We start from the raw sequence: 21,241 nt of genomic DNA, 5'->3' as shown, positions 1-21,241 counted from the left end.
AATCACCTTCGCTTCTTCGCCATGTCCGGATTCCAATCGGGCAGGCGATTGAGGGCGTCGGCCAAGGCCGGGTTGGTCTCCTTAGGCGTCGGAGGGTCTATGGATTGTTCCATTGGTAAACGATCTTCGTTGGGCATCAGCTTCTCCAGCCGTACCAATGTCAGAGCCTCTTTCGGCAAATGCCGGTGCGCCATGGTGTACTGGAACCAATCGCCCAGCGGGTCCCTGGCAGAGAAGACGTTTTCCCGGACCAGATGGTTAATCCGCTTACGGAGAGACACGGAGTGCGCAAAGCGCATCCAGGTATGGGGCGCCGTGACGGCGCCGAGGGGGCGCCCCTCCGGCGTCGTCACTTGAAGCGTTCGAATGTCCCGAATATCGAAAACAATAGTGACTCTCTGGTTAATCAATCGTCCATCATTTAAGGCAACGCCGGTGTATTGACACCCCTCGAAATTAACGCGGGGTGCGTCAGCTTTAAATCCCTTGCGAACCGTGACGGTTTGACTGCGTTGGTAGGGGCCGAGTCCTGGACCAAGGGTCCCCGCCCGAAGCGGCAGTAAGTGATTCATCATCTGGTACTGCATCTGCTCCAATGGCGTGACCGCACCCAGATTGGCGAGTGGGCTCAGATTGTATTCGGTGAGCAATACGCTGATCACCTCTTCGAGGGCGCGCAAGGACACGAAGGGGGGCGCTTTTTGTAACTTTGCGGGTTCTCGTAACGGGTCGGTGGGGTGACTGCCGGTGGTCGAAGGGAAGCGATGAATGTCTATGTTCAGACGACGAAACGCCTGCTCAATCAACGCCCGGGCCTTGGGGTTCTTGGGCAAGCCGAAATTGGCGGTTGCGCCGAGGTGATCACAGACCATGCGCCGGACCTGATGGGACAGATGGGCCAGGGCGTTATCCAGTCGTACGATTCCGAAGGCGGGTCGGCAAAAGGTCTCGTCGAGGGCGGACGGGAAACCGGCCTCAGCACCATAGGAGAGCCCGGGAGCGGTAAGTACCATCGGTTCCCACGGTTGTATGAGTTGTTCCAATAATGCCAGCACATCCGCGGAATTGGGATGCGCGGAGAGCGCTATGGTGCCGGCCAGGTAACAGCCCGTGCCGACATCCCGGGCGAGAAGCAGAGAAATCCGACCAAGGCGAACAGGGCTCATCTGATCGTGAAGGACCACGGCCGCCGCCCCCTTACAGTCGACGTGCGCCTCGTCGATGTGTATCTCCTGGAACCCACGAACGGGTGTCATTTTGGAGCCTATGACCCGAGGATGGTCCCGGGGCATTTGCAGATCCATCAGGGTACGCTTCAGGAAACGTCGACAGGCTTCCGACCCGCGGGAGACCGTCGTAAAGGGGTAGGTGTCCTTTGGCCAGTCCAGCGTGTTCAGGTAGGTGATAAAACTGGCGTGGAAGCGACGAGGCGTCAGGTTCTGACCGCGCCGGTTGCGACGGGTGGCCCCTCGGATCTGAGCCAGCAAGTGATCTTCCAACCCGGGGACAACCTCCAACAGATACCGAAACCCACACCGGGCACCGGAAGGCTGCGTCAGGGTCCCCAGCGCGGCCCTACGCTTGTCTGGTCCCACGCGCTGGTATGGGATGAGCCCCTGGGTAAGGGCTGGTGGTGCATCTTCGTCCCCGGCCAGGCACCGATTCATCAGTTGGGTGACCCGAGCGGGGGACACGTTATGGTCTGCGGCAACCAACTTGAGGGCTCGACCATCCAGCACGGCCGCAACGATCCGTACGTTGGTGAGATACTGGCGACGCTGTTCCGCGGGCATCGACTGGCTATCCACAAACGGCCATCGCTCGAACTCGTACCATTCGGGCTCATACCGTAGGCGCGCGCGCCACGTCAGAACCATGCTGTCACTTCCGTCTCGTAGTCGAGGGGGGCAGCCGAAAGGTCGCAGTGCAGGTCGTGACGATGTAGCAGACGGTACAACGCCAGCTCAGAGAGATAGCGTTCGCTTCGAGGAGTATCCCCCAACAGCTCACCAACGGTCGTTGAGTTCTCAAGCCGTGCGGTATTAAACAACCGCTGCTCCCGCTCAACCGTGTCGATACCGTGTACGTAGGCATCCGACAGCACCTGGACGATGGGTAACCAATGAAGTGCTAATTGCTCCTGTTCCAAGACCGACTCATTGGCTAGGACAACGAAATTCATGCTGTATTGCAGGAAAAACGCCTGTAAAGGCAGTTGCTTTTCGGTCTCGAACTCAGCCCTTGGTTTCAATTCCAAGATTTGGATACGTCCATTGCGAACTACATAGACATCCGGGATGTAAGGCTTTCGGTTCACCTCCATCTGGTAAGGCTGCGGGACAAAGCTCGTGACCTCGGGATCTGTCTCCAGTAGCAGGGCATGGATGAACTCAGCGTAGCAATGGAAACAAGCTCGACCCGGGTATTTGACACAGCGTTGCTCGTAATAGTCTGTCCGCTTGGTCAGTTTTAGATGGGTCGGCTGCTGCATCGGCACCAATTGGTTCTGACGGAATCGGACAGAATGGGTGCGCAGCGGGTCGGACTGGTTAATAAAATTTGGCGGAGCCATGGTCTGGCCTCCGAATGACTATGAGACTGTTCAGTATGGTCGAGCCTCGTCAATTGATCAATAATTAACCACATTGACGGTTGTCCGTAGTTCGTCAACCGGCCCCCATTTCTTGCGCTTTTCCCGCCGCTTGCCATACTGACAGGATCGGAAGAGGGTGCTTTCCCGGGCCTATAATTCCACCCGTAAATTGACAGAACCCCGGAGGGGAAATGTCAAAATCCATCACCAGCGCGCGGTCATTTCCGCGCCAGCCACGAAACAAGCGCCCCATGGGGTTTCAGGAGCGCCCTCTGGTCTCGTTCCCGATCCAGGAAGTGACCATCGATTGGGACCGGCTTATCGACAAGCGACCGTTGTTGCTGGAAACCCTCGACACCATGCCCAAGTACCTGCTCAAGCCCGAGGTGCTGACGCTGTTGGAGGCCGAGACCCATCCCATGCACCGGCTGATCCTGGATCTGATGTGGTGCACCGGCGCACGGGTCTCCGAGGTCCTGGCGATCACGCCGGCCAGCTTTATGGATGATGGTTACGACTTCGGCGTCATTCTGAAGACGCTCAAACAAGGGGCAGGGCGGCCGAGCAAACGCAGCCTGCAACGCTCTCCCAAGCGGTTTATCCCGATCCTCGACCGGGACTTCCAGACCCGGATCCAGAGCTACCTGTGGATGGGGAAGTTTCGGAAGGACGAGCGGATCTTTCCGGTCACCCGCCAGGCGGTCAGCGCGAACATCGACCGGTTGATCGAGCAGGTGGGGGGAGAGCCGCCGTTCAAGATTGGCTGCCATACTTTTCGGCACAGTTTTGCGGTGCACCTGCTCCTACACGGGCGGCCGCTGAAGTTTGTGAGTCAGCTCCTCGGTCACCGCAGTGTCGAGTCCACCGAAGTGTACACGAACGTGCTCACGTTCGATGGAGCGCATTTTCTCGAAGGCGTCGACTTCCACTGAAGCGTTTCAGCACGCAAAACCCGCTATATAGACATTGCCACCAAAAAAAACCCCATATATTGTGCATTGTAATTTTATGTGTATATAATGTCATGTAGCGTAACCAGAGGGTTTGACTATGGCCGGTAAAAATCAGCACGTGGTCCAGCGCGACAAGGGCTGGGCGGTGAAAGGCGAGGGCAACAGCCGCGATACCTCACACCACGCCATCCAGGCGGAGGCCGCCGAAGCGGCGCGGGACATTGCGCGCCGTCAGGGCAGTGAAGTCCTCATTCATGGTCGGGATGGCCAGATTCGTGAGCGAGATTCCTACGGCAATGATCCGTACCCACCGAAGGGATAAGTCGAAGAGTCAACTGATATTGTATATCTAAGATGTGAGGTTAGCGATGGGTCTTCAAAAGCACTTCAAAGCGTTCCACGACACAATCAAACTCGGCAGGAAGGATGTCTCCTACGCTTCTGCGCGAGAGAAAGATGACAGTATCAAAGAGGCCATCAAGAGAAGCTTCAAGGAGAACGGACACCCGGTAATCGACGACTTCATACAAGGTTCGCTCGCAGTTCACACCGGAATTAAAAGCCGCGATACCGATTTCGATATTGATCGGGCAATCATCATTGACTCGGCGGATGCACCAGAGAGCCCAATTGAACCTAAAAGACGAATAAAAGAAGTTCTTGAAAATCGGGGGTTTTCAAACGTCCGCATTAAGAAACCCTGCGTCACAGCCGACTACAAAGCATTGGATCTACACATCGACTTTCCTGTTTACAAGCGATCGGGAGCTGAATACAGCCTAGCAGTAGGGAAGGCGGGTTCATCAGATGGCAATAAGGAATGGGCTAGCGCGGATCCAAAAGGGCTGGAGTCATGGATCAAAGACGACTCCTTCTACACGGGGTCGAAACGTGACAAACATGATCAGTTCAGAAGGCTAGTTCGCTACGTGAAGCGCTGGAGGGATCACCAGTTTAGTCAAGATGTAGCCCGTAAGATCTATTCAATCGGTCTGACAGTGATGATAAAAGAATGTTTTTCTCCATGCTTCGATGACAACGGTAAACCCTGCGATGCCACAGCACTGAGCCAAACATTAAGCAACATACTTTCACGCGGTTACTTCGCTCAGCAACTGGAAGACGGACGCTACAAGGTTAACGTACGCTTGCCGGTCAACCCATGGCGAGACATATTTTCCGGAAGTAGTGTCAATACCGGAACGCAACTGTTTAATAAACTGTCGCGACTCAAAACTAAGCTTGACCAAGCGCTCGCCGAGGAGGATGAGGTTAAGCAGTGCCGTATCCTGAACCAGATGTTTGGTGACGAATTCGAAGTTCCAACCCAAAGCAGCGAATCAAGAGCTAGCAAAGCGGCTTTTGCTACCGCCGGCTATGTCGGGACCTCGCAGGGCGCATGAATTACGGCGAAATCACTCAGTATCTGCGAGATAATGGCTACGTCGTATCTCATGAAAATTGGAATGACACATGTCACTGCCTTCGCGTAAGGATTTCGATTAACGGAGATTCGTACACGCTCCTACATTTCTGTCTCGATGAATTGACTGGGCTTCCAACCTTCTATTTGGAGAAACTGGAAACTGACCGGCCTCTGGCACATGTCATGCCGAGCAATGGAAGCGACCTTTCACCTATTTGTGTGACGACTCCCGATGCGGTTTCGGTGAATGTCGAAGTCCCGGAACTCGCGTTCGAGGCGTCGTTATCGCGCCACATAGAGCTTCTGACCAGAGCATTGACTGACTCGGCATGGAATACGCTGGAATTAACAAGGGAATTCCAGGCGAACTGGGGTCTTCTCTGCGACTCCAAATCAAACGATTTTATCTGCGCAGCCCCAACTTCAGCATGCGCCCTTTTAGAAGTCATAAATCCCTCCGATCGAAGCGAATTTGGAATAGATGGTTCACCTGTTGGTTATCCTCCCATTCGCGATTTTCAGGACCTACCCGCAGCCATTCGACGACGACAGGAAGATTCCGAAAGTCATAGTCAGAATAATGGTGTTGTTATACCGCTTGGGCAGCTTGGTCCACCTCCGACTCATAACACCCAAGTTCGTCAATGGTTTGCTAATGCACTTGCCGGCGTAAAGGAAGAGGACGCATCGAAATTAAGGGAGCTCACGAAGGGAATCCGGCACAAGAGCTTCTGGGTGGTACTCAACGGTGAAACCCCATCTGGAACCGCTTGGTTTGGCGTGAAGTTGTCTTCCGATTCGAAAAAATTTCTTCCAATGGCGAGGGCTTCCCTAAGTGCCTGGAAAATTACCCCATTCGTAGTTCGAGTTTTCGACAAAAGTATCTTTATGCCGCGCAGCGGGGCAGAGCCCGGTTTGGCCAATAAAAAGATTCTTGTGGTGGGATGCGGGGCTGTTGGGGCAGAGATCGCCATGAAGTTAGGGGCTTCCGGAATCGGTGAAATCGACTTATCGGATCCTGACATACTTTCTTGGAGCAACACCTACCGGCATGTTCTCCCGAACGCCTTTGTTGGATGCGGAAAGGCCCCGGCGCTCGCGATCCACCTCAGAGGTCAATACCCTTGGATAAAATGCACATGGAGTCTCCGTCAACTTCTCGAATATCGAAATATCGAGCGCTTGAAAGAATATGATCTTATCGTTGTTGCTATCGGCTCGCCGACACATGAAAGGCTGTTCGCCTCCTTTACACAACGACACGAGAACATGCCCGCGGTCGTAAACAGTTGGGTGGAAGGTTTCGGAGTCGGTGGTCACGCCACACTATGCATTCCTGGGCAAGCAGGCTGCCTTAATTGCGCTTATGTTGATAACAGCACCTTTGATAGAGGCCTCGTCTCTAATCTAAACTTTATCGATAAGAATCAGGATGTGACCAGAAACATTGCTGGGTGCGGGGATCTCTTTCTGCCTTACGACAGTTTGTCTGCCTCGAAGACTGCAATAGTGGCTTCCAGTTTGGCTCTTGATTTTTTGCGCGGGAAGTTAACAGAATCTTCGTCAATAAGCTGGAAGGGAAGCGATGACGACGCCATGCAAGCGGGTATCGCCTTAACACACCGGTACTACCATTTTGAGAGATCGATGCAAACGCAACCCTTGCATCATGAGGCTTGTGATGTCTGCTAAAACCTCGTTCCCCATTTCTTTCTCGCTTGCGAACACTCACGTTTATGTGCACCAGGAGGTCATAGCGGCCTTTCAACAAGCACGGCAAAAAAAGTTCGAGAACGAGCGATTTGGGGTAATTATCGGCTCGAAAAACAAAGACGATGAATGCTATTGGATCGAGCATCTCACCAAACCCCACCCTGGGGACCAATCGAGCTTCACGAGTTTTACCCTTGAAGATCCAGCTCACCAGGCGATCGTGAACCAAAAGTTCATAGAATCTGAGGGTCACCTTGCGTATTTGGGTACTTGGCATACGCATCCCGAGCAATTCCCCGAGCCGTCGAGCGTTGATCGACGAGACTGGAGAAGTTGTTTGGCCCGAAACGGTGATCGTCAACTTTTCTTCTGTATTGTGGGGACGGGTGAATTTCGATTCTTCAAGATGCACGGTGGAAGATTTAATCGTATGAGAATGACTCATCATTTTTGAGAGAATAGATGTATGCCTCAGCTAGCCATTCAGACAAACCACCCCCCCCTAGACGAACTGAGCTTAGTTGAGTCGCTGGCTAAATATCTGGTGGGCAGTATCGCTTGGGATGACGTCGGTATAGTCACGGATCAAGACAACGAAAATACTATCGTCATTTTGCTCCATAACAAAGAGGTCGTTGCTGCTCTCAGGTTTAATCTTTCTCCGTCTGAAAGCGTAGATGCCCTACAGCTCCTGCTCGCCCCCAATCGCTCTACATTTTGGTACGGATATTATCAGGGATATACTCTAAGTAAAGATGAAATATGCTCTTTAGCTGCGCTCACGAACATTTGGACCAAGATTTCAGGGCAGGTTGTCGAATGTAATTCGCAAGATATTTTGAATTACTATCAATTACTTGAGAGTGACTCGAACAGAAAAGGCAGAAATCGTCCTATAAGTGTAGAGACGAAACGTAAAGTACTTCTGTTCAGTCATGGCCGCTGCATGTTCGAAGGTTGTGGACTGGATTTAGGAATAGACCAAATTACTGGCTATGAAGGCAATTTTTCCTATCTCGCTCACAATGTTGCCTCGGCGGAAAAAGGAGAGCGAGGAGGGCGTTTAATTTCTAAAAAACTATCAGACGATCCATCCAATATATTGCTGCTCTGCGATAAACACCATCGTTTAATCGATAAGATTGCTGGGGCTGATTATCCGGCCTCTCGTCTATCATCGATGCGGCGGTCATTTAAAAGAGTTGCAACCGAATTATTGGACGGCTTGGGGTATGAGCCCATTCCATGTTTTTCGGTGCTTTGGCCCGTTGGGGGCAGCGTAATAGCGCAACCAACACCGTTTCAGATCTCCCAATCTCTCCAGGTGATCCACTCCCGTCCAAGAGGCCAACTCAATGTCGTCACAGACAATGACGAGAGCCTGATGCAGGGCGACGAGTCGATGTGGAAATACATGCCCCGGCTAATTGAAAAAGTAGCTGACCGTATCAAAATGCAAACTCAAGGGAGCCAGCATCACGCTGCGATCTTTGCATTCGGGCTAATGCCTCAATTAGTCGGGCTAGGGTCTCTGCTTGGAAACAAAGCTCAGTTTATTCCTATGCTTCGTTCAAGAGACACAGGTAACTGGGCTTGGCCATCGGAAAGGCCGCGATATGAGAAACCAATCGTTCAAACAGACGAGCTAGTCTACGCAGAAGACGAGGTTATCGTCGCGATTTCACTGACAGCGCGGCCCGAGCTGTTTTTGAAGACTGCTAAGTCGCTTGAGCTTCCTGTTATTGAAGTAACGGTGCCGCAAGAATTTGAAGGAAATGGTGCCATTGCCCACCCCGTCGAGGGAAAAAGGTTAGTCAAGGAATTGCAATCTCTTTTCCACCGAATTACTGATAAAGGGATAAGAAAGATTCATCTATTCATTTGCGCCTCAAACTGCGCTTCGGTGCTTGTTGGGACATCAATCGATCGTAATCATTCGCCTGTGTGTATATACGATTTCCATGGCAAATCTTTGGTGCCAAGGTTGGTGATAGACCCAAGCGGACCAAGCACCGAGCTTCGGTCGGCTTAGATCAGGTGTGTCGTTGAACGTGTCCATGTTAGATAATAAGCGCTAAAGGTAGCCTCGACCTAGAGTACTGACCGGGAGTAGTTTACCACGACACTATGAACATCACTGAAGCTCAACTCGAAAGGGCCATCTATTCCCTCTGGAATTTCCAGCAGGCACTCTCGGGTCTGACGTTTTTACTTCAAAGTTATGATTTCGATGCAAAGTACAGAAAAGTCGAGTTGCGTCGGTTCAGGTGCTATGAGTCCATTCTGATAATCTCAATGGTACGACCTTTCGAAACGACCAGAAAGGGAACAACAATCGGCTTGCGTACTCTCAGCCTGAAGAAGAGATCAGTAGAAAATGGAAATTCGGACAGCAAACCAAGACGCCCTTTTTAAGCAATGGCCAGAGCATTGGCCATCGAAAGATCACTACGTAAGTCAGCATGATGTCACTCGTGACCAGTTTCTTGGCTTTAAGAACCTGATAGAGAATCGAGCGAGCGAAACAGAAATTGAGAGATTCTTGGCCGATAATCAGGAAATTTTAGCGCTCCTCATTTTCCTTTTTTCTTCCGGTCACCATGCATCTTGGATCTACCCAAAGCAGAACATTCGACCCTCCTCCGGCGAGGCCGGCGGAATGATTCCTGATTACGTCATGGCAGGGGCGAATAGCGATGGGGTTAGTTGGTATATCCTGGAGCTGAAAGGTGCCAACCACAATGGATTCGTTTCTCGGGGGAAGAGAGTTTACCTGTCCAATGAAGCGAACAAAGGCATTTGCCAACTTATGAATTACATTGATGCGTCTGCCCGATCGCAAGGATATTTGCGAGATGAACTTCGGCTAAATGGCTACCGTGAGCCAAACGGCATTCTTTTAATTGGAAATGGTGACGAGGCAGAAAATGATCAGATCCAAGCTTTTAAAGGTGCCTGGAATCGCATGAATCCTAGGGTTCAAATTGTTTCCTATGCTCGTTTGTTGCGCGTGGTTGAGACCAAACTAGATAGCAAAAAGGCTAATCAGGGGCCATAGCTGGCCGTGGACTTCTCCCCCCGGTCGAATGGACACGCTGCGGGAAAGTCAAGTCCATCAATAATGCTTCTTAGAGAGCTACCGCTATCCGTTTTGCTGAATTAGCCTACATATTGGTACCCGGCATCCCGCAACGCTTCCTTCAGTGACTCCTCGGGAGGTTCTTCATAAATTAGCGTCGTAGATGGCGAAACATGGCCTGCGATCTTTTGAGCGATTTTAACTGACTTCTTTTGTTCGTGAATGATATTTGTCATTAAAGTCCGCCGGCCGCTATGGGAGCTTGCTCGCTCAATACCTGCCCAAAGCCGCTGCATCAGCGCTAAGTGTTCCTGGAGTGTGTTAGGAGAGTAGGGGCCTCCTTTCTGAGTCAGGAATAGAGGATCCGTCCTTTTTATCGAGGGGTTCGCTGCCAGGCGGATCGCGAGATGATTTTCTATAGCCGTTCTCAGCGCTACATCATTCATCGGAAGATCGCGCGATTTGCCACGATGCTTCTTGACCTCAGGGTAAAAATCCTCCGGCTTGATCTCGGCTCCGGCCTTGGCCAGGGTTTCAATTTGCTGAACAACCTGATGAAAATCGTGAATGCTGAAACTGATTCGGCGACGCTGGTACGTAGATTTAGATCGCTTCAACGCGTCGGCACCTTTGGTGTAAGCGGCCGGCAACGCCAGAATTTCTCTAAGTTTGAAAGAACGTTCTTCAGACGTTTCATGGCCCAGCTCGGCGACGTCCTTGATCTAGAGAAGCGCTATCTCTTGGACACGTAATCCAAGCTTGAAGCTGATCTGAACCAGTGCGGTGTTCTTTTCCGGGTAGCGGTGCTCCTGGATCACGTTCAAGAGGCGGGCGAACTGATCGGGGGTGAGTACGCGGGCCTGGCCGATCTTACTCATTATTAAATGGGCTCCTGGTAACGCATCGATGCAGAAGGAAAGGGCGAAAACAAAATCCGTAATAATGTTATTTTAACGGATTTTTCGCAATTGAACAGGAAAGTGGACGCTAAGGGCAGTCATGGGCAGCTGAGCCTCGACTAACGAACGCATGCTCTCATTGTCGTCATTCTGCGAACAGCCCCTCGTATACAAGCACGGTAATCAGAGACAGATCCAGGACTCGGGATTTGAACGTGCACACCTTCATCGCTCCAACGAAACGACAGCGAGGGCGTAAAACCTCGTGTTTTTCGCCATTCCAAACCAACGGTTTGTATTCTCACGGAGGCGTCAACCAGATGCAGTAGTGTCATCAGGCCAGTTGCATTCAATCGGAAACGGTTGCGCGCATTCCTGACTTCGAAGCTCAAAAAAAGTGTAATTGACAGAATCCTAAAAAATCCTCCAGAAACATAGAGATAGTCGAGTGGGCGACGGATTTAGTGTTTCTTGTGAAAATTTAGTACTTTCTGTGGCTATTCTTTAGCACTTTCTGTGGTCGTCCAAATCGACGTTGTTTTTGAAACAGCACCCCATACCGTACTGCGCATAATGTATATTATGTTAAATGCGATATGGATGCGAGGACGAGTACTCCGTTTAATCGGCCCCCTGTAACTCGGCCTCAAAATACTCCAGCAGGTTATCCACCACCCGCTGCCCCATCGCCAGCCGGGTCTCGGTTGTACCGCTGGCGTAGTGCGGAGTCAGCACAACATTCTCCAGCTCGAGCAAGGCGTCCGGTACGTGGGGCTCATCCGCCAGTACGTCAAGGCCGGCAGCCCGAATGCGACCCTGCTCCAGGGCACGGATAAGCTCCGGTTGGTCTACGGTGCTGCCGCGGCCCACATTTACCAATATGCCCTCTGGCCCCAGGGCGTCGAATACCTTCCCGTCTACCATGTTTTCCGTGGCGGGACCGCCAGGGACGATGACCACCAGAAAGTCACTGGCCTCCGCCAATGACACGACGGAATCGTGATAGGCATATGGAACGTCGGGATTGCGGTTACGCTGATGGTAGGCAATGGGCATGTCAAATGCCGCCGCCCGCTTTGCGAGCGCTTGTCCGATCTTGCCCAGGCCAAGAATACCCAGGCGTTTGCCCGTCATTCGGTTCCCTAGCGGAAGATCTTTCAGCCAGCGACCGGCGCGGACATTTCGCTCGGCCTGCATGAGCCGCCGGCTCGTCGCCAGCATCAGGGCAATGGCACCGTCGGCAACATCTTCTGTGAGCACCCCGGGCGTGGTTCTGACACTGATTCCCCTGGCTTCGGCTATATCCATGTTGAGCGCATCGGTTCCCACCCCGGACGACGAAATAATCTCCAGCTTCGGTAACGCGCTCAGCAGTTGTTCCGGCGCCCCCTGTGCGGCATTGGTCAACATCCCCCGGATAGATCCGCCCACTTGCTGCAGGAAGGCGCCGGCCTCATTCCTTTCTTCCGGCAGTTGGTGCAGTCGGAATCGTTTTTCCAGCTGGGGGAGTACGTTCGGGGGTAAACGCCCTGCTATCAGGATATCAATGGCCATTACCGCGCTCCTTTTCTTGAACTCAAATGGGCTTCAGAGTCGATGAGCGCATTGATCAAGCATGCCCGGCAACCTCGTGGGGAACATAGTGTTCTTCGAGGCGCTCCTTCTCCTCGGTGGTCAACTGGATTTGCAGGGACGCCAGTGCGTCGTCGAGTTGCTGTTCCTTGCCGACACCGACAATGGGTGCGGTGACGACCGGGTTGGCGGCCACCCATGCCAGTGCAATCTGGGCCATGGGCAGGTTTCGCTCTTTGGAGATCGCTTCCAGGGCGCTGATGACTGGCTGGTCAATATCGCTCCCCAGGTGCCATTTACGGGTGTTCTCGTCGGTACGTCCACGGGTGGTTGCCGCGCCCTGCCCCTGAGCCTTGCCAGCAAGGACGCCACGTGCCAGCGGGCTCCAGGGTATAACGCCCACGCCCTGATCATGGCAGAGTGGAAACATCTCCCGTTCCTCTTCCCGATAGATCAGGTTGTACATGGGCTGCATGCTGACAAATCGCGTCCAGCCGTTGCGCTCTGCGACATGCTGGGCCTTGGCAAACTGCCAGGCAAACATGGATGAAGCACCAATGTAGCGGGCCTTGCCTGCCTTCACGACATCGTGAAGCGCTTCCATGGTTTCCTCGATGGGTGTGTCGTAGTCCCATCGGTGAATCTGATAGAGGTCGATGTAGTCTGTTCCCAGCCGCTGAAGGGACCGGTCAATGGCGTCCATGATGTGCTTGCGGGACAGGCCGCCACGATTGGCGCCCTTTCCGATCGGCATGAATACCTTGGTGGCCAGGACAAACTCCTCACGGTCGGCATAGTCCATCAATGCGCCACCGACCACCCGTTCCGATTGCCCCTCGGAGTACATGTCTGCGGTATCGAAGAAGTTGATGCCAGCATCCAGTGCCTTTTTCAGGAACGGTCGGCTGGCCTGTTCGTCCAGCACCCATTCACGCCACTCCGGGGTCCCATAGGTCATGGTGCCCAGACACAAGGGAGATACTTTCAGGCCGCTATTGCCCAGACGCCGGTATTTCATTGATGCACTCCTGGCTCCGATGTGCTGATTCGGACCCTAAATATGGTCAATCGGCGCAAGGAAATCAAACAGGTATATCAGTCCTTGTCTCTCACCCAGCGATCACCCTCCTTATGGTATTCCTGCTTTACCGCCGACCAGGCTACGCGGTGTGCTGTTTCTTCACGGCCAGAGTCGCCCCGGCGGTCATCCGGGTCCTTGTATTCGTCCCAGGCAGAGTTGAAGGCTTTACGATAAATTTCCTGGGCGTGTGACGGCAGGTTGTCCTTTACATTGTCGGGCAGTTCGCTGTTGTTGCGGTATGGCATCGTTTCATCCTCCTGATTTAACGGATTACCCAGACGGGACACCAGGCGCTTTCCGAATGACCTGATGATCATCATCTGTCAGCTTCAGCTCTTGGCTTCCGGTAGTTCAGCGATCTTTTCGATAGCGTTGTACTCGCACTCGGCCTCCGCCAGGAAGCTGTCCGTGGAATCCACCAGCACGTTGTCATCACCCATGAATCGACGTCCGAGCAAGGCGGGATAGGTAAAACGTCCGCGATCAGTCAGGGAAAACTGGGTTTCATGGATTTTGCCTGCAATACAGAACTCCATACGAACAACGTAACGCTGCTGGGAGGGCGCCCCCTTGCGTTTTATGAGCACGGTGCGCTCTACTGGCCGCTCGAATTCCAGCACTATGCCTTTATTTTCCGGTGAGTCGATATCGTTGTGGTCATCCAGTGGCAGGCGAAACCTTACCCAGTCTCCGCCGTCCTTCTCGAAACCTTCAATATCCGTAGCGTGCAGCGAAGAGGTCTTGGCGCCGGTGTCCAGACGGGCCTTCATGCGCAGGCCGGTGTCTTTCATCACCACCCATTCGACGAAGCCCATGCGCTCAGGGTCGGGCTTTGCCTGGTCCTTTGTGGAAGCCGTGGCACCAACCTGAAACGTCAGCCCGACTGCCGCGATCAACCCCAGGGCGAAACCTCTCAATGACCTCTTCGGAACCATAGGTGCCTACCTCCTCTATCCGTAAACGTTCAGCCTTGTCATTAAGCCGCTTGCCAAAACTTTACGTGACCCGATTCACAAAGTTCAGTTTCAGTCCTGTAATTTGCCGGTGCCGGAGGCCGGCTGTGTACGGTCCGATACAGCGAGTTCCTGACGACGAAGCCGATTCTTCACCCAGTCCCGAGAAGGCTTTTCTACCCACTCATAGCTATAGCGGGACAGGTAAATGATGAGAATCAGCATGGCGCTATTGAGAGCGACAGAAGTCCACCCGGTAGGGGCTTTGGGGTTAATACCCAGAACAAATTCGAACACGTTGGACACGCCGAACTGCAGCAGCCGGTGCATCATATAGATGGAGAAGGACCAGATGCCGATCTTCCGAATCAGGTCCAGGTCCAGCAGCCGGCTGACAAGCCCCCCACCCTTTGCCGCAAAGACAAATACGGTGAACGCGAAGCTGGCCATGGCGGCCACGATCATCAGGTAGCCATCGTCGGACGCCACAACGGTGCCAATCATGGTGGCAAAAGCCGCCAGTTCCAGCGCCGTCAACGTGGCGGGCGAAAGCGTATCGGGCGTTCCCACACGCCTCAATCGGTACACAAAAACCCCGAGGTAGAAAGCAGCCAAGCACCGGATCAATCCGAAGTCGTAGGTAATCTGTAGTTCATCGGGGCGGACTACCAGGAAAATAAACCCGTAAAAACCCGCTGAAAGCGCCAGTGGTAACCAAAGACGACGGCCCCGGTCGATGGTGACAGCGGTGAGGAAAAAGGCGATATAGGCGAAGAATTCGGTACTGATACTCCAGCTGGGCTGGTTCCAGCTGAGTGAGTCGTTAACACCAAGGCCATGGATCAGGAACAGGTTGGTAATGAAAGTAGTCGGGTTGTTCTCGTCCAGCTGACTGGTGCCGCCAAACCCGGTTTCATACAGGTACTGTTTGATCAGTATGTAAGGCACCCACAGCATCAGGGTGAACAGGTGCAGTGGATACAGCCGCCCCAGGCGCAGGGTTACGTACTCACCAAACCCCATACCACCACGTATCTTGTCGCCGTAGGCATAGGCCATGACGAATCCGGACAGTACAAAGAAGAAATCAACAAACAGATAGCTGTTGGTGATGATCGGAGCGGAGGTTTCACCAAAGCGGAACGGCGAATGGTAAAGCACGACCATGATGGCCGCGAGCCCCCGCAAGGATTCCAGTCGGGTAAACATGCCCTTGCTCCCTGGGTGGTGGAACTCCGTGCTAACCGCTTATCAAGCGGAACAGGACTTGAAGAAAGTCGAGGTTACCAGACTGGCGGTGACTGTCATGTGTCCGGATTATGGAGAGTTTTTCAGTTGCCCAGGCCTCGGGCATCGCTGAAAGCTTTGAGGTCCGGGAAGAAGGCCAGGAAACGGGCTTCGAGTTCATCGTCGAGGGGACGGATTTCCTCGATAATGCCAGCAAACTGATGACGGAATCGGATCCGTTGAGCCACACGGTCCATGGCCATGCCAACCTTGTCCAGGTCCTGGTAGGCGTGGAACCAGTCGTGGTTGACCATTCTTCGGGTTACCTTTGCCATCTCTTCGGGCATCAGGCCTGCGCCCTGCTCCAGGTCGCGGTACAGCTCATGGATGAAGCCGCTTTTATTGCAGTGGCCAAATCGATCCCAATGGCGCAGCAGATAGTGGTCAAACAGGATATCCAGGGCAATACCAGCGAAGCGGCGCCGACTCGACGAAAACAGCGCCTTGCAAGCCAGCACCTCCGGGTGAGCGTCGGTAAAGGCATCCACCGCCCGATGGTGCTCAAGCCCGGACCGCACAGGTGCGGGTAGCTGTTCCGGGTCCAGGCCCCGGGCGAAATCACCCAACAGGTTGCCCACCCGGGATTCTACCGAGGGGTGGGCAAGGTAAAGATGGGCGAAGTGATTCACAGGGCCAGAACGTTGCGCAGAAACCGTCCGATGGCGTGGATTTCTTCCAGGCAGACGGCGTGTTCCATGGGATAGGTCTCGTATTCCACGCTGTAGCCCATGTCCCGAAGTTTCGCGACGGAATCCTGTCCCAGGGCCTCCGGTACCATAGGGTCATGGGTACCGTGGAATACGCTGATGGGGATGTCCCGATTGGCCTCTGAACAGGTAACCGAGTCTGCTGTCGCAAAATAGGTGGACAGCGCGAGGATGCCTGCCAGTCGCTTCGGATAGCTCAGACCCAGCTCATAGGCAACCGCCCCACCCTGGGAAAAGCCTGCAATCACAATGCGCTCCGGCTTGACGCCCCGCTCGATTTCCTGCTCCACCAGGGCGGCGACCGAGTCGGCGGATGCCATCAGTTGGTCTTTATCCACAGTCCTGCCCAGCTCCAGCGACTTGATGTCGTACCAGGCAGGCATACGGATACCGCCGTTGATGGTTACGGGCAGGTCCGGTGCGTGGGGGAAAATAAAGCGCACACTGGCGTCCTGTGGCAGACCCAGCTCGGGAACCACCGGCTCGAAATCATGGCCACTGGCACCGAGGCCGTGAAGCCAGATAACGGTTGCGCCCGGGTTTTCGCCAGTATCGAGCTGGATATAGTCGAGCTTTTGCATACTACCTCTCGGGTTGCGTCTGGTGCGTTTGTTGCGCGTTCAGTGCGGTAAGGGAGCTGATGACCGGATTGGCGTACATGGCAACCAGGTAGGGTCGGATGGCCTCATCACAGGCGTTGATCCGTCGTTCCAGCTCTTCCTCCGCAGCTTCAAGTTCGGCCGGGGTCCAACTCTCGGCCGTGATCACCTCTTCGCTCACGTTTTCCGGTGTGTCGTGGGCCGAAGGGTGCGTGCCCCGCATGTTGTAGGCCACCAGGTTGGACGCGTGCAGGTGGTAGTTGGCATGGATTTCGGCATCGATCAGGGCTGCCAGGTCCCTGGCATTATCCGGCGCATCGGAAATCGGCAGCCCAAAGTGCACGTGCACGTGTCCCTTGAAACCGGTCAGCCCTTTGACGATCTGTTCGGAATCTTCGTTCTCCGCCTTGGTATAAGTGCCGGTTCGCTCTCGGGTTTCCAGCTCGCGCGCCTTGTCGGTATCACAGGGGTCGTACTCGTAGGCTATGGATACCGGCACGATACGCATGCGGTTCATGGCTTCGGCAAAACCCAGCCCCTCCTTTTTACGACTCATGTAGAACATCTTGATGATCGCCGGATCGGTGAGGTCAACCCCGTCCTTGGCACGGCCTTCCCGCTGGGCGATCCAGATGCTGTGGCCATCGTCCAGGCTATGGTTGATAAAACCCGACAATGTAAGGAACACCTGTCGCATTTCCCTTGGGCTCTGGATGTCCCGCTGCACCACAAAACTCTTGTTCAGGCGCATCATCTCGGCAAACACCGGGTTCTTGAGCAGGTTGTCACCTATGGCAATGCGGGTAGTGTCAAACCCGTGCAGGTGCAGCAGGTGGTTGACCACCATGGGGTCGAAGACAATGTCCCGGTGATTGCAGATAAACAGGTAAGCACTGTTCGGATCCAGGCGATCCAGTCCGGACGACGTCAGCCTGGTGGTGGTCCGGTTGACCAGTTCGGTGACATGTTCGGCCACCCGTAACTGAATGTCCCGGATGGTACGGGCACTGCCGAACTGTTTCCAAAGCCAGGTCTTTACCCGTCTGCGCAGCAGGCCCGGCAACCAGCGGGCCAGGAATGGCGAGCGGAAGCGGCCCACCATCAACAAGAAGTCGGGGTCGTTGGAAAGACGCTTTACGGCGCCTTCGACCTCTTCGTCCCCATAGGGACGTATAGCATCAAATTCTTGCATTACGATCCTGTTTTTGTTGCCTTTTCTTGAAAAACGACAAGCTCCGGCCTGGTGGGCCGGCGTGAAAAACCGCGCTATTGTATCGTGGCAGGGCTTATCGTGCCTCCTCCCGACAACAGGGGGGTGGTTTTGGTATCATCCCGGCTTCGTTTCAGAACCGGCCACACAACCCCATGGACCAATACGCGGATTTCGACAGTCTCAGCACGGAAAAGCCTGTAACCCCCACCGTCAGTCCGGAACAGGTACTGCACCAGGTGTTCGGTTACGAGACTTTCCGTCCGTTGCAGGGCGACATCGTCCACGAGTTGGTCGACGGGGGCAATGCCCTGGTGCTGATGCCCACGGGCGGTGGTAAATCCCTCTGCTACCAGATACCTGCCATGGTTCGTCCGGGCACCGGCATTGTTATCTCTCCACTGATCGCGCTGATGCAGGACCAGGTGGCAGCGCTCAATCAGCTCGGGGTGCGGGCGGCTTTCCTCAACTCTTCCATGGCTCCGGAGCAGGCCTGGCAAACCGAGAACACCCTGCTCCGTGGCGAGCTGGATCTACTGTACTGTGCGCCAGAGCGCCTGTTGCAGCCACGCATGCTGGAACTTCTTGAAAGTGCCTCGCTGTCGCTGTTTGCCATTGATGAGGCCCACTGTGTTTCCCAGTGGGGCCACGACTTCAGGTCTGACTACCTTGGCCTGAGTATGCTCGCCGAACGATTCCCGGCTATTCCCCGAATCGCGCTCACCGCAACAGCTGATGAGCGTACCCGCAAGGAAATCGCCGAGCGGCTTTCCCTCACGCAGGCCCGGCACTTCATCAGTGGCTTTGACCGCCCCAACATACAATACCGCATAGCCCCCAAGACCAACGCCAACACACAGTTGCTCGACTTTATCCGCGAGGAGCACGCAGGGGATTCCGGCATCGTCTACTGCCTTTCCCGTAATAAGGTGGACGCTACTGCCCGGTTGTTGCAGCAAAAAGGTTATAACGCCCTTCCCTACCACGCCGGCCTTGCTGCCGGCGAGCGGGCGGAAAACCAGGAGCGATTCCTGCGGGAAGACGGTGTGATCGTGGTGGCCACGATTGCCTTCGGCATGGGCATCGACAAGCCTGATGTGCGCTTTGTCGCCCACCTGGACCTGCCTAAAAGCCTGGAAGCCTATTACCAGGAAACAGGCCGTGCCGGTCGCGATGGCAACCCCTCCACGGCCTGGATGGTCTACGGCCTCCAGGATGTCATCAAGCTGCGCCAGATGCTCGAGGCGTCCCAGGGTAATGATCACTTCAAACGGGTCGAGCGCCAGAAGATGGACGCCATGTTGGGCCTGTGCGAGATCACCAGCTGCCGCCGACAGGCCTTGCTGCGCTATTTCGGCGATGTGCTTGAGAAGCCTTGCGGTAACTGCGATACCTGCCTGACGCCCCCTGAAACCTGGGACGGCACTGAGGCCGTGCGCAAGGCGCTTTCTTGCGTTTACCGAACAGGGCAACGGTTCGGCGTTAACTACGTTATCGACGTGCTGCGGGGGGCGGACAATGACCGCATTCGCCAGGCCGGCCACCAGGCGATCTCCACCTGGGGTATCGGTACTGAACTATCCGCCACCCAGTGGAAATCGGTGTTCCGGCAATTGGTCGCGAACGGTTACCTGCGTGCTGACCCGGAAGGCTATGGCGCCCTGGTCCTGACTGAACAATGCCGCTCGGTACTGCGGGGAGAAGCCACCCTGGAACTGCGCAAGGACCCGGAACGAAAGGCGTCCCGGCGCACGTCCAGGCCCGGCGCAGAACGGAGCCAGCACATTGCCGATCCGGTTGGCTGGGAAGCCCTGCGGGCAAAGCGCAAGGAACTGGCCGACGAGCAAGGGGTTCCGCCGTTCGTGATCTTCCACGACACCACATTGCACGAGCTCCTGGAGCGTCGTCCCGCTGACCTGGACGAAATGTCCCAGGTCAGCGGTGTTGGGGCGGCGAAGCTGGAACGCTATGGCAAGACCTTTCTGGATACCCTGAACTCATTGCCGAAAGAAGACTGAAAATTGAGTGATCGGGACTATCCAGCTTCCATAAAAACGATACACTCAGGGTGAAGTGACGTATCGGCACTGATGCCGAACGTCCAGCAGTATGGAAACTGTCTATGCCTATCGTTGCCACCCGGGTATACCGAACACTAGCCGCCTTAACCCTGGCCTGTGCCCTGTCCTTCGGCGCTGACAGTCAGGCCCGCGAGTCTGCGTCTTCTTCTCCCTCTTATGAAGAACCACGGGAATACCGGCTCTGGTACCGTAATTTCGACAGCCCGGCCGTGCATGCGGCTTTGAGGCTCGCTTTCGACAAAACTCCCGAGTATGGCGCGTATCGGATTACCCGCTCGGTTGAAATGGTTCAGGGCCGCGCCCTGCTGGAATTGCACCGCGACCCCGATGAACGCCAGGTAGACATTGCCAACGTGGCCACTTCCCCGGCGCGGGAGGAATCGCTTTACACGATTGCCCTGCCAATAGACGGTGGTTTGCTGGGCTTCAGGGTCTGTGTGGTGCGCAAGGACAGGCTGGACCGTTTTCAGGGAAGTAGCAGCATTGCCGACCTGGTGGAACGGGGCCTCAGCATCGGCCAGGGGGCTCATTGGCCGGACGCTGACATCCTGCGGGCTAACGGGGTTCCGGTGGTAACCCATACCCGTTACGAAACGCTCTTTACCATGCTGGCGGGCGGGCGCTTCGATTGCTTCGCCCGGGGCGTCAGCGAGGTGTTATACGACCTGGAGCGGGTCAACAGAGACGACCTTGCGATCGAACCCGATTTGCTGCTGGCCTACCCCATGCCTTCCTATTTCTTCGTAGGCCCCAGAGACCATGACACCGCCCAGCGAATCCAGCTGGGGCTGGAGAGGGCCATCGAAGACGGCTCCTTTGCCCGTTTCCTCGCCGACTACTACGGCCGGGCCGTGGAGGCGCTTAACCTGGAGCAACGTCAGTTACTGATACTGAAAAACCCCTTCCTCAGTGCTGACTCAGCCCCTGTCGGACGTGCAGCACTGGAAAACCTGCGTCGCCGTATCCAGGCAGGCGTCACGTCACACTGAGCTGTCGATGGATCCCAGCGAACCGTGAGCCCGGTGAATCGGTCCGATCCTGCTCCAAGAACCACATCCATTGCGGGAGGCACCCCGTAAACGTCTATA

Annotated in this window: 22 protein-coding genes; 10 read left to right on the top strand and 12 right to left on the bottom strand. The window is 54.7% G+C overall.

Annotation, left to right across the window (positions count from 1 at the left end; all coding sequences use genetic code 11):
* Positions 1 to 2: 2 nt before the first annotated feature.
* The gene (locus BM036_RS08735) at positions 3 to 1,487 is read right to left on the bottom strand and encodes a Mu transposase C-terminal domain-containing protein (RefSeq protein WP_143066586.1); all 1,485 of its coding nucleotides are present in this window, start codon (positions 1,485 to 1,487) and stop codon (positions 3 to 5) included.
* On the opposite strand from BM036_RS08735, the gene BM036_RS19855 reads away from it, so the two are divergent.
* A complete protein-coding gene (locus BM036_RS19855) occupies positions 1,488 to 1,853 on the top strand; it encodes a hypothetical protein (protein WP_143066585.1) in 366 nt (121 codons plus the stop codon).
* Positions 1,854 to 1,867: 14 nt separating this feature from the next.
* On the opposite strand, the gene BM036_RS08730 is transcribed toward BM036_RS19855, so the two are convergent.
* Positions 1,868 to 2,572 carry a hypothetical protein gene (locus tag BM036_RS08730; RefSeq protein WP_091850547.1) on the bottom strand — a complete coding sequence of 235 codons (705 nt, stop codon included), beginning with the start codon at positions 2,570 to 2,572 and terminating at the stop codon, positions 1,868 to 1,870.
* A 212-nt stretch (positions 2,573 to 2,784) separates the two neighbouring features.
* Here BM036_RS08730 and BM036_RS08725 point away from each other — a divergent pair, with 212 nt between their 5' ends.
* The 7 genes from BM036_RS08725 to BM036_RS08690 all read left to right on the top strand — a co-directional run bounded on the left by BM036_RS08725 (position 2,785) and on the right by BM036_RS08690 (position 9,743).
* Positions 2,785 to 3,525, top strand: a complete 741-nt coding sequence (locus BM036_RS08725; RefSeq protein ID WP_091850545.1) for a tyrosine-type recombinase/integrase — start codon at positions 2,785 to 2,787, stop codon at positions 3,523 to 3,525.
* A 118-nt stretch (positions 3,526 to 3,643) separates the two neighbouring features.
* Positions 3,644 to 3,868, top strand: coding sequence for a DUF2188 domain-containing protein (locus tag BM036_RS08720; protein WP_091850543.1), 225 nt, complete (start codon positions 3,644 to 3,646; stop codon positions 3,866 to 3,868).
* Between the two features lie 46 nt (positions 3,869 to 3,914).
* Positions 3,915 to 4,949 carry a nucleotidyltransferase domain-containing protein gene (locus tag BM036_RS08715; protein ID WP_091850541.1) on the top strand — a complete coding sequence of 345 codons (1,035 nt, stop codon included), beginning with the start codon at positions 3,915 to 3,917 and terminating at the stop codon, positions 4,947 to 4,949.
* Positions 4,946 to 6,664 (top strand): ThiF family adenylyltransferase, encoded by a 1,719-nt coding sequence (locus BM036_RS08710; protein WP_091850540.1) that lies wholly within the window; start codon positions 4,946 to 4,948, stop codon positions 6,662 to 6,664. Before BM036_RS08715 ends, BM036_RS08710 begins: the two co-directional genes overlap by 4 nt.
* Complete coding sequence (locus tag BM036_RS08705) at positions 6,654 to 7,139, top strand: Mov34/MPN/PAD-1 family protein (RefSeq protein WP_177186030.1); 486 nt, start codon at positions 6,654 to 6,656, stop codon at positions 7,137 to 7,139. The genes BM036_RS08710 and BM036_RS08705 overlap by 11 nt, the downstream gene beginning before the upstream one ends.
* A 12-nt stretch (positions 7,140 to 7,151) precedes the next feature.
* Positions 7,152 to 8,717, top strand: a complete 1,566-nt coding sequence (locus tag BM036_RS08700) for an SAVED domain-containing protein (protein WP_091850536.1) — start codon at positions 7,152 to 7,154, stop codon at positions 8,715 to 8,717.
* Between the two features lie 345 nt (positions 8,718 to 9,062).
* Positions 9,063 to 9,743, top strand: a complete 681-nt coding sequence (locus BM036_RS08690; RefSeq protein ID WP_091850534.1) for a Shedu anti-phage system protein SduA domain-containing protein — start codon at positions 9,063 to 9,065, stop codon at positions 9,741 to 9,743.
* A 101-nt stretch (positions 9,744 to 9,844) separates the two neighbouring features.
* On the opposite strand, the gene BM036_RS08685 is transcribed toward BM036_RS08690, so the two are convergent.
* The 10 genes from BM036_RS08685 to BM036_RS08645 form a co-directional block, all read right to left on the bottom strand.
* Positions 9,845 to 10,381, bottom strand: a complete 537-nt coding sequence (locus BM036_RS08685; RefSeq protein WP_245742539.1) for a site-specific integrase — start codon at positions 10,379 to 10,381, stop codon at positions 9,845 to 9,847.
* A gap of 105 nt (positions 10,382 to 10,486) precedes the next feature.
* Positions 10,487 to 10,642: a hypothetical protein gene (locus BM036_RS20290; RefSeq protein WP_245742538.1), complete on the bottom strand. Its 156-nt coding sequence runs from the start codon at positions 10,640 to 10,642 to the stop codon at positions 10,487 to 10,489.
* A 642-nt stretch (positions 10,643 to 11,284) separates the two neighbouring features.
* Positions 11,285 to 12,217 carry a 2-hydroxyacid dehydrogenase gene (locus BM036_RS08680; protein ID WP_091850532.1) on the bottom strand — a complete coding sequence of 311 codons (933 nt, stop codon included), beginning with the start codon at positions 12,215 to 12,217 and terminating at the stop codon, positions 11,285 to 11,287.
* Positions 12,218 to 12,272: 55 nt separating this feature from the next.
* Complete coding sequence (locus tag BM036_RS08675; RefSeq protein ID WP_091850530.1) at positions 12,273 to 13,253, bottom strand: aldo/keto reductase; 981 nt, start codon at positions 13,251 to 13,253, stop codon at positions 12,273 to 12,275.
* 77 nt (positions 13,254 to 13,330) lie between these two features.
* On the bottom strand, positions 13,331 to 13,561 hold the full coding sequence (gene chaB / locus BM036_RS08670) for a putative cation transport regulator ChaB (protein ID WP_091850592.1): 231 nt from the start codon (positions 13,559 to 13,561) through the stop codon (positions 13,331 to 13,333).
* Between the two features lie 84 nt (positions 13,562 to 13,645).
* On the bottom strand, positions 13,646 to 14,251 hold the full coding sequence (locus BM036_RS08665; protein WP_091850528.1) for an ATP-dependent zinc protease family protein: 606 nt from the start codon (positions 14,249 to 14,251) through the stop codon (positions 13,646 to 13,648).
* Positions 14,252 to 14,341: 90 nt separating this feature from the next.
* Entirely contained in the window at positions 14,342 to 15,478 is a 1,137-nt protein-coding gene (locus BM036_RS08660; RefSeq protein ID WP_091850526.1) for an acyltransferase family protein, read from the bottom strand.
* Between the two features lie 122 nt (positions 15,479 to 15,600).
* Positions 15,601 to 16,185 (bottom strand): acyl carrier protein phosphodiesterase, encoded by a 585-nt coding sequence (locus BM036_RS08655; RefSeq protein ID WP_091850524.1) that lies wholly within the window; start codon positions 16,183 to 16,185, stop codon positions 15,601 to 15,603.
* Positions 16,182 to 16,844, bottom strand: coding sequence for an alpha/beta hydrolase (locus BM036_RS08650; protein ID WP_091850522.1), 663 nt, complete (start codon positions 16,842 to 16,844; stop codon positions 16,182 to 16,184). The genes BM036_RS08655 and BM036_RS08650 overlap by 4 nt, the downstream gene beginning before the upstream one ends.
* Before the next feature lies 1 nt (position 16,845).
* Positions 16,846 to 18,054 carry a lysophospholipid acyltransferase family protein gene (locus BM036_RS08645; protein ID WP_091850520.1) on the bottom strand — a complete coding sequence of 403 codons (1,209 nt, stop codon included), beginning with the start codon at positions 18,052 to 18,054 and terminating at the stop codon, positions 16,846 to 16,848.
* Positions 18,055 to 18,227: 173 nt separating this feature from the next.
* Here BM036_RS08645 and recQ point away from each other — a divergent pair, with 173 nt between their 5' ends.
* Together recQ and BM036_RS08635 are read left to right on the top strand one after the other, a co-directional pair.
* Positions 18,228 to 20,090, top strand: coding sequence for a DNA helicase RecQ (recQ, locus tag BM036_RS08640; protein ID WP_091850518.1), 1,863 nt, complete (start codon positions 18,228 to 18,230; stop codon positions 20,088 to 20,090).
* Between the two features lie 104 nt (positions 20,091 to 20,194).
* Complete coding sequence (locus BM036_RS08635) at positions 20,195 to 21,142, top strand: type 2 periplasmic-binding domain-containing protein (protein WP_091850515.1); 948 nt, start codon at positions 20,195 to 20,197, stop codon at positions 21,140 to 21,142.
* Positions 21,143 to 21,241 lie beyond the last annotated feature (99 nt).

This window comes from Marinobacter segnicrescens, from assembly GCF_900111555.1.
GTDB lineage: Bacteria > Pseudomonadota > Gammaproteobacteria > Pseudomonadales > Oleiphilaceae > Marinobacter > Marinobacter segnicrescens.
This window is presented reverse-complemented; position numbering and strand designations above follow the sequence as displayed.

What these genes read in the sequence shown, in the direction of transcription:
- BM036_RS08690 (WP_091850534.1), top strand. Translation starts at nt 9,063, where the DNA reads ATGGAAATTCGGACAGCAAACCAAGACGCCCTTTTTAAGCAATGGCCA.
- BM036_RS08700 (WP_091850536.1), top strand. Translation starts at nt 7,152, where the DNA reads ATGCCTCAGCTAGCCATTCAGACAAACCACCCCCCCCTAGACGAACTG.
- BM036_RS08730 (WP_091850547.1), bottom strand. Translation starts at nt 2,572, where the DNA reads ATGGCTCCGCCAAATTTTATTAACCAGTCCGACCCGCTGCGCACCCAT.
- BM036_RS08710 (WP_091850540.1), top strand. Translation starts at nt 4,946, where the DNA reads ATGAATTACGGCGAAATCACTCAGTATCTGCGAGATAATGGCTACGTC.
- BM036_RS08635 (WP_091850515.1), top strand. Translation starts at nt 20,195, where the DNA reads ATGCCTATCGTTGCCACCCGGGTATACCGAACACTAGCCGCCTTAACC.
- BM036_RS08650 (WP_091850522.1), bottom strand. Translation starts at nt 16,844, where the DNA reads ATGCAAAAGCTCGACTATATCCAGCTCGATACTGGCGAAAACCCGGGC.
- BM036_RS08665 (WP_091850528.1), bottom strand. Translation starts at nt 14,251, where the DNA reads ATGGTTCCGAAGAGGTCATTGAGAGGTTTCGCCCTGGGGTTGATCGCG.
- BM036_RS08645 (WP_091850520.1), bottom strand. Translation starts at nt 18,054, where the DNA reads ATGCAAGAATTTGATGCTATACGTCCCTATGGGGACGAAGAGGTCGAA.
- BM036_RS08715 (WP_091850541.1), top strand. Translation starts at nt 3,915, where the DNA reads ATGGGTCTTCAAAAGCACTTCAAAGCGTTCCACGACACAATCAAACTC.
- BM036_RS08725 (WP_091850545.1), top strand. Translation starts at nt 2,785, where the DNA reads ATGTCAAAATCCATCACCAGCGCGCGGTCATTTCCGCGCCAGCCACGA.
- BM036_RS20290 (WP_245742538.1), bottom strand. Translation starts at nt 10,642, where the DNA reads ATGAGTAAGATCGGCCAGGCCCGCGTACTCACCCCCGATCAGTTCGCC.
- chaB (WP_091850592.1), bottom strand. Translation starts at nt 13,561, where the DNA reads ATGCCATACCGCAACAACAGCGAACTGCCCGACAATGTAAAGGACAAC.
- BM036_RS08675 (WP_091850530.1), bottom strand. Translation starts at nt 13,253, where the DNA reads ATGAAATACCGGCGTCTGGGCAATAGCGGCCTGAAAGTATCTCCCTTG.
- BM036_RS08660 (WP_091850526.1), bottom strand. Translation starts at nt 15,478, where the DNA reads ATGTTTACCCGACTGGAATCCTTGCGGGGGCTCGCGGCCATCATGGTC.
- BM036_RS08705 (WP_177186030.1), top strand. Translation starts at nt 6,654, where the DNA reads ATGTCTGCTAAAACCTCGTTCCCCATTTCTTTCTCGCTTGCGAACACT.
- BM036_RS08680 (WP_091850532.1), bottom strand. Translation starts at nt 12,217, where the DNA reads ATGGCCATTGATATCCTGATAGCAGGGCGTTTACCCCCGAACGTACTC.
- BM036_RS08720 (WP_091850543.1), top strand. Translation starts at nt 3,644, where the DNA reads ATGGCCGGTAAAAATCAGCACGTGGTCCAGCGCGACAAGGGCTGGGCG.
- recQ (WP_091850518.1), top strand. Translation starts at nt 18,228, where the DNA reads ATGGACCAATACGCGGATTTCGACAGTCTCAGCACGGAAAAGCCTGTA.